This is a genomic window from Pseudogemmobacter sp. W21_MBD1_M6 (assembly GCF_052119585.1).
In the GTDB taxonomy this organism is placed as follows: domain Bacteria; phylum Pseudomonadota; class Alphaproteobacteria; order Rhodobacterales; family Rhodobacteraceae; genus JBGQOJ01.
In genome coordinates, this window is the sequence record NZ_JBGQOJ010000001.1 from 393,342 (window position 1) to 405,234 (window position 11,893).

Here is an 11,893-nt window from a genome sequence, read left to right on the forward strand (position 1 = left end):
CTCTGTCAAAATAACGTCCTTCGTATCCGGATGCTCAGCCATCCGCAGTATAAGGACGTCATCTCATGCCGCTTGCGACCGGCCCTGCATCAACCTGGATCCGTCGCGTTGCGCGGCATCTCTACGGCCCCCATTTGCTCGCCTTTGTGCCCGCATTGACCCTTTGCGCCTATTGGCTGGGCGGCGAGGCGTTTCTGGTTGTGTCCGCTCTTATCGTGCCTGCGGTTCTGGCGATTACCTCCACAACGTGGCGACAACGCGCGCAATCCGGCGCGATCCGGCCCGATCACAGCGGCCTTGTATCCAAGAATGATCTGATCAGTGCGCTGGACCGGATATTCCATCCGTTGCTGGCCAATGGTCATGGCAGCATCTGTCTGGTTGTGGACCTGGATGATCTCTCCGTCATCGCCAACCGTTTCGGCCATCGCGCTGCCGAAGATCTGGTGCGCCAAAGCATCGACCGGCTTCGCGGACAATTGCGCGCATTGGATATCGTCACGCAGCTTGACGGCGGGCGGTTCGCGATTGCACTTGCTCCGATCCTGCGCGCCGATCTTGAAACCGCCATTCAACTGGCCAGCCGCATACAGTCCGCGCTGTCAGAGGCTATCAGTGTTGATGCAATCTCGGTCTATACCAGCTGTTCGGTGGGTTTTTGCCTGTCCGGCAGATCGCCGCAACCAAGCGGTGACATCCTGCTGGATGCAGCAGTGCGCGCGCTGACAGAGGCGCGCAACGCGGGACAGGGATCGATCCGCGCCTATTCCAAGGACATGGACAAGACATTGCGCACCCGCAACATTCTGACAGAGGATATCGGGATCGCGCTTGAGGCCGGGCAATTCGCCGCATGGTTCCAGCCACAAATTTCGACCGACACGGGACAAGTCACCGGATTCGAGGCTTTGGCCCGCTGGATTCACCCTGAAAGGGGCATTGTGGCACCTGCCGATTTCCTTCCCGCCATCGAACACGCCGGCCTGCTGGAACGCCTGGGAGAGGTCATGCTTTACCAGTCTCTCACTGCGATAAAGGCTTGGGACAAGGCTGGCGTCGAGGTTCCTGTGGTTGGCGTCAACTTCTCGGGCGACGAGCTGCGCAATCCGAATCTGGTCAGCAAACTTCGATGGGAACTTGACAAATTTGATCTGCTGCCAGCGCGTCTTTGCGTCGAAATCCTTGAAACCGTCATCTCAACCTCCGACGATGACACCGTCGCGCGCAATATCGCCGAGCTGTCGCGCATGGGATGCCGGATCGACCTTGATGATTTCGGAACCGGACATGCCTCGATTGCCAATATCCGTCGGTTCGCCGTGCACCGGATAAAAATCGACAGATCCTTTGTGACAAAGGTTGATGAAGACCCGGAGCAGCAGCGCATGCTGTCGGCCATCCTGACCATGGCTGAACGTCTGGATCTTGATACGCTGGCCGAAGGCGTGGAAACGCTTGGCGAGCACGCGATGCTGTCACAATTGGGGTGCGGCCATGTTCAGGGATACGCCCTTGCCCGGCCCATGCCGTTCGAAGAGACGATTCCATGGATTGCCGCCCATTCGGCCAAGCTATCGCGACCGCCTACCATCGGCAGGCGCATAGGATGAGGCAAAGCAGCCCGAATCGGTATCAAAATCCTAAAACCGCTTGACCTTTTCGGCCCATGTCTGTTGAACCACCCTGAATTGAATGGAGAGGTGGCGGTCCCTCATGGACGATCAGAATAAGAACCTTATCCTCGCAACTGTGCTCAGTTTCCTCGTAATCCTCGGTTGGTTTGTGCTTTTTCCACCACCCGAAGCTGTCGTTGAATCAAATGCGCCCGTTGCGATGCAAACCACAAATGACGGCACAACTGCGGCCCCCCCCCCGGTTGCTGGCGGCGCGGTCACACCGATTGCCCCGACAACACCCGCACAGGCCCGCACAACGGCCTTGGCGAACACGGCGCGCATCACGGTCGACACGCCCAGTCTGACGGGAACGATTGCGTTGGTTGGCGGGCGTATCGATGACCTTTCGCTTAAAAATTACCGCGAGACGCTTGATCCCAGCTCTCCGAATGTGACGCTTTTGTCGCCTGTGGGCAGCAACAGCGCATATTACGCACTGTATGGCTGGGCACCTGGCGGTGACTTGACGTTCGAAGACGTGCCGGGCGCGAATACACCATGGCAGCTTGAAACGGGCACCACTCTTGGTCTCGATTCCCCGGTCACCCTGCGCTGGGACAACGGCAAGGGGCTGACGTTCCGCCGCGTCATGTCTGTCGATAGTAACTTTATGTTCACCGTCACCCAAAGCGTCGAAAATTCCGGCACAACAGAAGCGCGGATGGCCCCTTATGGTATCGTCGCAAGACACGGCAAGCCGGACACCGCAAACTTCTTCATTCTGCACGAGGGCGTCGTCCGTATGTCCGACGGCAAGCTTGAGGAAATGAAATACAAGGATATGCCCGACCTGCCTCTCATCGAGCGCGAGGCCGCGCAGGCCGAAGTGATCGACGTAACGACGAACGGCTGGGTCGGATTTACCGATAAATACTGGATGACCACGCTTATCCCAGAGGATGCGCACGCATTCACCTCTGTCGCCAAGTATGTTCCCGGCGCCGATATCTATCAGACAGAGGCGCGTATGCCTGTGATCGCGGTCGCCCCCGGACAAACACAGACAAGCACGACGCGCCTGTTTGCCGGTGCCAAAGAGTGGGAAACCATCCGTGCCTACCAGAACGAAGATGGGATTACAGGCTTTCTCGACTCGATCGACTGGGGCTGGTTCTACTTTCTGACAAAGCCGATTTTCTGGGTCCTGCACCACCTGCACGGGCTGATTGGAAACATGGGCCTTGCGATTATCGGCCTGACGCTGCTGATCAAGGCGATCCTGTTCCCGCTGGCCTATAAATCCTACGTTTCCATGGCGAAGATGAAAGAGCTTCAGCCGCAAATGGAAAAAATCAAGGAGAAGGCCGGCGACGACAAGGCGAAGTTGCAGCAGGAAATGATGCAACTTTACAAGCGGGAAAAGGTAAACCCGGCCTCCGGCTGTTTGCCAATCGTGATGCAGATCCCGATTTTCTTTTCGCTTTATAAGGTGATCTTTGTGACCATCGAACTGCGCCATGCGCCGTTCTTCGGTTGGATCAAGGATCTCTCGGCACCTGACCCAAGTTCGATCCTCAACCTGTTCGGGCTTTTGCCTTTCGCTCCGCCTGACCCGACCTCTATCTTCGTCACCTTCTCGCTTGGCGTATTGCCGATCCTTCTGGGTATTTCGATGTGGCTTCAGCAAAAGCTGAACCCGGCCCCTGCGGACAAAACGCAAGCGGCGGTGTTTGCCTGGATGCCGTGGATATTCATGTTCATGCTGGGAAGTTTTGCAAGTGGTCTGGTCGTCTACTGGATTGCGAACAATACGATCACCTTTACCCAACAGTATCTGATCATGCGCAGCCAGGGCTTTAAACCGGACGTGTTCGGGAACATCAGATCGACGTTCAAACGCAAGAAACCCGACGCAAAGTGACAGGTCGCGTCGCCATTATCTGGCGACATTCGATCAAACCGCGTGGGCACAAGGTGTTCGAACGCATAACATTGATCCCGAGGCAGGGCATGCCCCGGGATCACTTGACGTTTATGCCGTGGTGATCAAAGCCGGAAACGTCGCAACAGGCGACAGAATAGAGATACGATGATGGATATGCGATTTACCCTGGCCGAAGAGCCTGACGCCGTGACAGCGGAATTCGGCCGGAAGCTGTTTGCCGGCAACACCGAATTTCTGAAGGGGGTCGTTGCAATGGACGGCCTGCCGCCCGCCGACCGGATGGAGGTTTGCTTTGCCGGTCGTTCGAACGTCGGGAAGTCATCATTGATCAACGCGTTGACCGGGCGCAAGGGGCTTGCGCGGGCATCCAACACCCCCGGTCGGACGCAGGAAATCAACTATTTCACCCTATCTGAACAGCATTATCTGGTCGACTTGCCCGGTTATGGCTTCGCCAATGCGCCGCTTGCCGTCGTTGAGAAATGGCAGCGTCTGCTGAAAAACTATCTATCGGGGCGCCAAACCCTGCGCCGCGCCTTTGTGTTGATTGATACCCGCCACGGCGTAAAACCCGTTGACGAGGAAATCATGACCCTGCTGGACCGATCTGCCGTAACGTTCCAAGTGGTCATGACAAAGGCTGACAAGGTCAAGGAAATCGACCGCGCGGCCATTGTCGAACAGGTTTTCGGGGCGATGAAGAAGCATCCAGCCGCCTTCAACGAGGTCATTCTGACCTCGTCGGAAAAAGGTGACGGCCTGCCCACCCTGCGTGCGACGATCGCAACGCTGGAATAATCGCGGACGGCGGGATCAGCCGACGTGCTGCCCGCCGTTCACCTCTATCTCGGTGCCAGAGACGTAACTGCTTTCGTCCGAGCACAGAAAATAGATGACGCTTGCCACTTCATCCGGTTGCCCCAACCGACGCAACGGCAACTTTTCGACAATCTTATCGGTGCCAGGCGAAAGGATAGAGGTCTCGACCTCTCCGGGTGCGATGGCGTTGACCCGCACGCCCAAGGGGCCAAAGTCATGCGCCATCTCGCGCGTCAACGCCTTGAGCGCCGCCTTTGACGTTGCATAGGCTGCGCCGGCAAAGGGGTGCACACGGCTGCCCGCGATCGACGTGACATTGACGACAGCCCCTTTGGCCGTAGCCAGTTCGTCCTTCAGGCCGCGCGCCAGAATCACCGAAGCAAAGAAGTTGACGTGAAACACATGGCCCCAGGCCCGCAGATCAGTGTCGAGAGTGGAAAGCCGCCCGCCATCCCCGGCTTTCGGAGAGATGCCCGCATTGTTGACCAACGCGTCCAGTCGCCCGCCCAGCTTGGCCCGAAGAACCTCTATTCCGGCGATGGTCTTGTTCGGGTCGGCCAGGTCGATCTGAACGTGATTATCCTCGCCGCCACCCCATGGGCATGCGGACGGAAACGGATGCCGCGAACATGTAATGACGCGCCACCCTTCGCGGTTGAACCGCTGCACAGTTGCATGTCCGATTCCCCGGCTTGCCCCAGTCAGAATCATCGTTCTTTGTCGATCGTCGCGCGCCATGACTTCTTCTCCGGTGTTCGCCGCGACCCTAGCAAGCCCTGCACGAAACGCAATGCAACTGCGCGGACCACTTGGAATCGCGTGACCAAGCGGCTACCAAAGAGATGAACAAAGGATGTTATGATGAGAAAACAGGACGTCATGAATCGAGATTGGATAGCTACCGCCAAAACCCTCTCAGCCGCGCTGCCCTATTTGCAGCGCTACAAGGGGGCGACCGTTGTCATCAAGTTGGGTGGCCACGCCATGGGCAGCGACGAAGCGATGGACAGCTTTGCGCGCGACGTTGTGCTGATGCAGCAGGTCGGAGTGAACCCGGTGATCGTTCATGGTGGCGGCCCGATGATCAACGAAATGCTGGCCAAGCTGGGCATCAAATCCGAGTTTGTGAACGGCAAGCGCGTGACCGACGCGGCCACGATGGACGTCGTGGAAATGGTTCTGTCGGGCAAGGTGAACAACCGAATCGTTCAGGCGATCAGCGATCAGGGCGGCAAGGCGGTCGGCGTGTCCGGCAAGGATGCCAACCTGATGATCTGCGATCAGACCAATCCCGATCTGGGCTTTGTCGGCACCCCCGCGCAGATGGACCCGACGATTCTGCGCGATCTGCACGCCGCAGGTGCCATTCCGGTGATTGCGCCGCTTGGTATGGGCCGCGACGGCGAGACCTATAACGTCAACGGTGATACTTGCGCGGGCGCGATTGCGGGTGCGTTAAAGGCTGATCGCCTGCTTCTGTTGACGGATGTCGCCGGTGTGAAAGATGCCGAGGGCAATGTGGTCACGCAGATGACGCCCGAGCATATCCATACAATGATCCGCGATGGCGTCATTGCCGGTGGCATGATCCCCAAGACCGAAACGGCGCTGGCCGCGATCGAGGCCGGAGTGCGCGCCGTGGTCATTCTTGACGGGCGCGCCCCGAATGCCTGCCTGCTGGAGCTTTATACAGATCACGGTGCAGGTAGCCTGATCCGCGCCGAACTGGCCTGATGCCGTCCTATGCCGCGCTTTCGGATCTTGCCAGAGCGCGGCATCTGGACATCTTCGGGGCGTTCCACCCGAGATCCGGGGATAAGGCGCCGCAAGGCACAAAAACGCTTTTCCTGCTTGGCCCGTCAGAGCCGGGCTTTTGGTCGCATTTCACGCAAAGCGATGAATATATCGATGGGCGTGCCGATCCGGTTGATCGGTGGTCCCGCCGCACCATTGGCGAACTGGCTGGCAGTCTGGGCGGCAAGGCGGTGTTTCCCTTTGGCGGCCCGCCCCATTTACCGTTTTACCGCTGGGCGATACGATCTGGCCGCGCATGGCCATCCCCCATTCAGCTATTGGTGCATGATGCGGCCGGTTTGCTGGTGTCCTATCGCGGCGCAATCGCCCTGACCGGGCACATAGAACTGCCAGCAACGCCGGCATGCCCCTGCGACAGCTGCGCTGATAAACCTTGCCAGACCGCCTGCCCTGCGGTCGCTTTTGACAACGCGGGGTATGACCTCGACGCGTGCCATGCACATCTCGACAGTGCCAAAGGGTCCGATTGCATGTTATCGGGGTGTGCTGCACGCAGGGCCTGTCCAGCGTCAAAAGACTATGCAAGACTGCCAGAACACTCTGCCTATCACATGAGGCTTTTTCACACATGACCCATCGCCTGATCCTGACCCGCCACGCTAAATCCAGCTGGGATAGCCCCGCACAAGACGACAAGACCCGCCCGCTTAACACACGCGGAATATTCGCGGCGAAAGAACTGGGCGACTGGCTCGCCTCGCGCAACTATACCCCGACCGAGGTTCTGTGCTCTTCCGCGACGCGGACAAAGGAGACCTGGGACGGCGTTGCGCCCGCTTTGACCGGAAAAGCCAAGGTCACGTATAACGACAACATGTATAACGCCAGCGCGGATGTTCTGTTGGCCGTGCTACAAAAGGCCGGGACAAAGACGGTGATGATGATCGGCCACAACCCCGGCATCGCCAGTTTCGCGGAAATGATCGCAGCGGATCCGCCGCTTGGTCCGGTGTTCAGCCATTTCCCGACCGCCGCGACTTTGGTTCTGGAATTCGACCTGAACGATTGGTCAGAGGTAAAATACGGGACGGGCCAAACGCTGGATTTCGTGACACCCGACGATCTGGGCGTTGCTTGACCGCCATTCCGTTGAATGCAAAACGCCCCGAAGTTACCTTCGGGGCGTTTTTGTATCGGTCGCAGCGCTAAACCCTAGTGACCCAGAATCTGGCTGAGGAACAGCTTTGTCCGGTCTGATTGCGGGTTGTTGAAGAACTCTTTCGGTTCATTCTGCTCTACAATCTGGCCCTGATCCATAAAGATGACGCGGTTCGCGACGGCTTGGGCAAATCCCATCTCGTGCGTGACGCACAACATGGTCATGCCCTCTTCCGCCAGCTCGATCATGGTGTCCAGAACCTCTTTGATCATCTCGGGGTCAAGCGCCGAGGTCGGTTCGTCGAACAACATGATCCGCGGCTTCATGCACAAGGACCGTGCAATCGCCACGCGCTGTTGCTGACCACCGGACAACTGGCCGGGATACTTGTTGGCCTGCTCGGGGATCTTCACCTTTTCAAGAAAATGCATCGCGATTTCTTCGGCTTCTTTCTTGGGTGTTTTGCGAACCCAGATCGGCGCCAGCGTGCAATTTTCAAGGATCGTCAGATGCGGGAACAAGTTGAAGTGCTGAAAGCACATGCCAACCTCTGATCGGATTTTATCGATGTTTTTCAGGTCCGATGACAATTCGGTCCCGTCGACAATGATGCGGCCCTTCTGGTGCTCTTCCAGACGGTTGATGCACCGGATCAGGGTGGATTTACCGGACCCGGAAGGCCCGCAGATCACGATCCGTTCGCCACGGTTCACCGTCAGGTTGATGTCCCGCAGCACATGGAAGGTGCCGTACCATTTGTTCATATTGCTGATTTCAATCGCCACCTCGTCCGAGACGGACATATGTGAGCGGTTGATTTCACGGTCGACTGCAAGTTCAGACATGGTGAACTCCTTATGTATGGCCAGTCTGAAGCTTGCGCTCCAGAAAGATTGAATAACGGGACATCGAGAAGCAGCATACGAAGAACAGCAATCCGATAAAGATGAACAATTCCCAATAGATGCCGTTCCAATCCGTGCTGGCACGAATAGCGCTTGCCAGACCGATAGGATCGAACAGACCGATAAAGACCACCAGCGTGGTGTCCTTGAACAAGCCGATAAAGGTGTTCACGATCCCTGGAATCGAGATTTTCATCGCCTGTGGCAGGATGATCAGGCGCATGGATTTCCAGTAATCCAGCCCCAGCGCATCGGCCGCCTCGTACTGCCCACGTGGAACCGCCGCCAGACCACCGCGGATCACTTCGGCCATATAGGCCGAGGCAAACAGCGTCACCATGATGATCACACGCAACAGCAGATCAAGGTTGGCATTGGGTGGCAGGAAGTAGTTCAGCAAAAGCGATGCAGTGATCAGCCAGACAATCAGGGGAACGCCGCGGATGACCTCTATAAAGGTCACGGCGGTCTTGTTGATGATCAACAAATCCGACTGACGCGCCAGCGCCAAAAGAACACCCAAAGGCAGCGACAGGATGATCCCGCTGACTCCGATGATAAACGACAGCATGAAGCCACCGAAATCCTTCGAACTTACAGCCTCGATCGAGATCGGCACGATGCCCTGCATGATCTGCGCCGCAGCCGAGGCCGCGAAGATCCACCAGAACACCGGCACAAGGATCGCGGCCAACGCCCCGACAAGAGCGCCCAGATATTTGGAGCCCAGTGCAAAGCCAAGGTATCCAAGACCGAAGCCCGCCGCGACGGAGAGAACGCCCCAGATCGACCCACCCCACAGAAGCCACAGCATAGCGAATGGAACCACCGCCGATACCATCAGCATCTTGCGGGGCAAGCCACTGAACAGGATCGGTGCGACGGCCACCAGAAACAGAACCAGCGCCAGAACAGGGCGCCAATACAGATGGTTCGGATAAAATCCAAACAGCAACTGCTGCCAACGATCGGAAATAACCGCAAAGCACGCGGCAGAGGCATCCGGCCCCAAGGTCGCATCGCGGATCTGGCGACATTCGGTCAGGGACTTTGCGGTCCAGATTCCGTTCAGAAACCATGGCAGGATATGGCTGAGCACCCAATAGACAGCCAGCAAGGAGACGACCGTCAGGATCGCATTCAACCATGTCGGAAACAGGTTTTCCCGCACCCACCTGATTGCGCCGGTTTCCCCCACGGGAGGGGCCGCCTGGGGCAACATGGCGTCCCGCACATAAGAAACGGTAGAGGCGTGTGTCTCGCTCATCTCAACGCTCCTTCAGCTTGATCGAGGTATTATACATGTTCATAACCCCCGAGATGATCAGACTAAGCGCCAGATAGAACGCCGCCATCAACAGAATCCCTTCCAGCTCTCGTCCGGTCTGGTTGATGGTGATTCCGCCCAAAGTCGCGCGAACGTCCATATACCCGACGGCAATCGCCAGCGAAGAGTTCTTGGTCAGGTTAAGGTACTGCGAAATCAGGGGCGGGATGATCACCCGCAACGCTTGCGGCAGGATCACCAGCTTCATCGTCCGTTTGGGACGCAGACCCAAGGCAAACGCCGCCTCTGTCTGACCTTTGGACACGGACATGATACCGGAACGCACGACCTCGGCGATGAAGGCACCCGTGTAAAGCGACAGCGCGATCCAAAGAGCAATCAAAGAGTTCCGGATTTGCAAACCGCCGACAAAGTTGAAGCCGCCAAGTTCTGGATAGGTCAGCGACACCGGACGCCCGAGCACGAAATAGGCAAGAACCGTCGGGATAATGAAAATCGCCAGACTGACCCGGAAAACCGGAAGGATCTGGCCGGTCGCCTCTTGCTTCTTGCGCGCCATGCGGCGGAACAGAAATATTCCGATCAGGGACAGCACAAAAACCGAGACCAGCGCGATAGACCCGGCACCCCAAACCGGCATCGGAATAAAGATGCCCCGGTTCGTGATCGCCACGGTATCGCCCAGAATCATAGAGGCCGACCCACCTGCGCGAAAGTCGCGTGGCTGCGGCGTTGCCTCTGTCATCACGGCGAAGATCACCAGAATCCAAAGCAGCAGGGGCACGTTGCGGAAGCCTTCGACATAGACCGTCATCAAACGGGCGATAACCCAGTTCTTCGACAGGCGCAGAACGCCTGCGGTCACACCGATCATCGTCGCAAGCACGCAACCAAGAAACGCGACAAGCAGCGTGTTGAGAATGCCGACCAGAGCCGCGCGGCCATGCGTCGATGCATTCGAATATTCGATCAACATCTGGTTGATGTCATAGTTGGCTCTTTGGCCCAAAAAGCCAAAGTTGAAGTCTTTGCCAAGTGCGGAAAGGTTGGCCACCGTGTTCGAGATAAGCCAGTAGAACGACGCGACAATAAGGATCAAAGCCACCACTTGGATGGTCATTGACCGATATCGTGTGTCATAAATCAACTGGCTTAGGCGGAACGTTTCCTTCGGCGGATCTGACACATCGGTCATCTGAAGTTCCCCGTGCTGGTTTTGCCTATCGGTCTAAAAAGGCATCGCCTTTTGCTGCCGCAGGTCATTTTATTTGTAGAAATCTAAAAAAGGGGCGCGGACTGAACCGCGCCCCTTTCCCCGTCCGACCTAGCGGAAAGGAGGAGTGTAAAGCAGACCGCCATTGGTCCACTGTGCGTTCAAACCACGCGCCAGACCGATCGGAGTTGTCTCGCCGATGTTCTTCTCGAAGATCTCGCCGTAGTTACCAGATGCCATGATCGCGTTCTTGGCCCAATCGTTGGACAGACCAATCATCGCGCCCAGTTCACCTTCGGTACCCAGAAGGCGGTTGATTTCAGGGTTTGTGCCAGGTGCTGCAGACATTTCTGCGATATTGGCAGATGTCACGCCCAGCTCTTCTGCTGCGATCAGCGCGTTCATTGTCCACATCACGATATCGCCCCAAGCGTTGTCGCCATGACGAACAAGCGGACCGAGCGGCTCTTTCGAGATGATCTCGGGCAGAATGATGTGATCGGCGGGCGCTTCGAACGTCGCGCGCGTCGCAGCCAGACCGGATGCGTCGGTAGTGTACGCATCGCAGGCGCCAGCAAGATACTGCTGCTGGCCTTCCGCGTTGGTTTCGATCGGAACCGGCTCGTAGCTGATGTTATTGATACGGAAGAAGTCCGCAAGGTTCAGCTCGGTTGTGGTGCCGGTCTGGATACAAACAGTCGCGCCGTCCAGATCCTTGGCCGAAGACACACCCAGTGCCTTTGGAACGATAAAGCCCTGACCGTCATAGTAGTTTACACCGACAAAATCGAACTTCAGATCGGTGTCGCGCGAGAAAGTCCAGGTCGTGTTGCGAGCCAGCACATCGATCTCGCCGGAGGCAAGAGCGGTAAAGCGGGTTTGACCTGTGGTCGGCACGAAGTTCACTTTGGTCCCATCGCCAAAAATCGCAGCAGCAACAGCACGACACACAGCAACATCGAAGCCTTCCCAGTTGCCGTTCGCGTCAGGTGCAGCAAAGCCGGCAAGACCGGTCGTAACGCCGCAGTTCAAAGAGCCACGGGCCTTCACGTCGTCCAGAGTCGCAGCATGTGCAACACCGGCGGCCAGACCAGCAACGGTCAGCGCGCCAAAAAATACAGATTTTTTCATTTTTACCTCATCCTGGTGGCCCACCTGTTCTCAGGTGGTTTAGCCGGGCATCACACGCCCGG

The 11,893-nt window shown here is 57.3% G+C and carries 11 protein-coding genes; 6 read left to right on the top strand and 5 right to left on the bottom strand.

Annotation, left to right across the window (positions count from 1 at the left end):
- Window positions 1–65 precede the first annotated feature (65 nt).
- The 3 genes from ACEN2R_RS01765 (at window position 66) to yihA (ending at window position 4,359) form a co-directional block, all read left to right on the top strand.
- Window positions 66–1,610: a putative bifunctional diguanylate cyclase/phosphodiesterase gene (locus tag ACEN2R_RS01765; protein ID WP_442038591.1), complete on the top strand. Its 1,545-nt coding sequence runs from the start codon at window positions 66–68 to the stop codon at window positions 1,608–1,610.
- Window positions 1,611–1,713: 103 nt separating this feature from the next.
- Window positions 1,714–3,537 (top strand): membrane protein insertase YidC, encoded by a 1,824-nt coding sequence (gene yidC, locus ACEN2R_RS01770; RefSeq protein WP_442038593.1) that lies wholly within the window; start codon window positions 1,714–1,716, stop codon window positions 3,535–3,537.
- A 171-nt stretch (window positions 3,538–3,708) separates the two neighbouring features.
- Window positions 3,709–4,359, top strand: a complete 651-nt coding sequence (yihA, locus tag ACEN2R_RS01775; protein ID WP_442039463.1) for a ribosome biogenesis GTP-binding protein YihA/YsxC — start codon at window positions 3,709–3,711, stop codon at window positions 4,357–4,359.
- Between the two features lie 15 nt (window positions 4,360–4,374).
- Here yihA and ACEN2R_RS01780 read toward each other — a convergent pair whose 3' ends face one another.
- Entirely contained in the window at window positions 4,375–5,118 is a 744-nt protein-coding gene (locus tag ACEN2R_RS01780) for an SDR family NAD(P)-dependent oxidoreductase (protein ID WP_442038595.1), read from the bottom strand.
- Between the two features lie 141 nt (window positions 5,119–5,259).
- Here ACEN2R_RS01780 and argB point away from each other — a divergent pair, with 141 nt between their 5' ends.
- The 3 genes from argB to ACEN2R_RS01795 are packed head-to-tail and all read left to right on the top strand — an operon-like array spanning window position 5,260 to window position 7,273.
- Complete coding sequence (gene argB / locus ACEN2R_RS01785; RefSeq protein ID WP_442038597.1) at window positions 5,260–6,114, top strand: acetylglutamate kinase; 855 nt, start codon at window positions 5,260–5,262, stop codon at window positions 6,112–6,114.
- The gene (locus ACEN2R_RS01790) at window positions 6,114–6,767 is read left to right on the top strand and encodes a ferredoxin (RefSeq protein WP_442038599.1); all 654 of its coding nucleotides are present in this window, start codon (window positions 6,114–6,116) and stop codon (window positions 6,765–6,767) included. The genes argB and ACEN2R_RS01790 overlap by 1 nt, the downstream gene beginning before the upstream one ends.
- On the top strand, window positions 6,764–7,273 hold the full coding sequence (locus ACEN2R_RS01795; RefSeq protein WP_442038601.1) for a SixA phosphatase family protein: 510 nt from the start codon (window positions 6,764–6,766) through the stop codon (window positions 7,271–7,273). Before ACEN2R_RS01790 ends, ACEN2R_RS01795 begins: the two co-directional genes overlap by 4 nt.
- A 74-nt stretch (window positions 7,274–7,347) precedes the next feature.
- Here ACEN2R_RS01795 and ACEN2R_RS01800 read toward each other — a convergent pair whose 3' ends face one another.
- The 4 genes from ACEN2R_RS01800 to ACEN2R_RS01815 form a co-directional block, all read right to left on the bottom strand.
- Entirely contained in the window at window positions 7,348–8,139 is a 792-nt protein-coding gene (locus tag ACEN2R_RS01800; protein ID WP_442038603.1) for an amino acid ABC transporter ATP-binding protein, read from the bottom strand.
- Between the two features lie 10 nt (window positions 8,140–8,149).
- The gene (locus ACEN2R_RS01805) at window positions 8,150–9,466 is read right to left on the bottom strand and encodes an amino acid ABC transporter permease (protein WP_442038605.1); all 1,317 of its coding nucleotides are present in this window, start codon (window positions 9,464–9,466) and stop codon (window positions 8,150–8,152) included.
- A 1-nt stretch (window position 9,467) separates the two neighbouring features.
- On the bottom strand, window positions 9,468–10,682 hold the full coding sequence (locus tag ACEN2R_RS01810) for an amino acid ABC transporter permease (protein WP_442038607.1): 1,215 nt from the start codon (window positions 10,680–10,682) through the stop codon (window positions 9,468–9,470).
- 129 nt (window positions 10,683–10,811) lie between these two features.
- A complete protein-coding gene (locus ACEN2R_RS01815; protein WP_442038609.1) occupies window positions 10,812–11,831 on the bottom strand; it encodes an amino acid ABC transporter substrate-binding protein in 1,020 nt (339 codons plus the stop codon).
- Window positions 11,832–11,893: the final 62 nt, after the last annotated feature.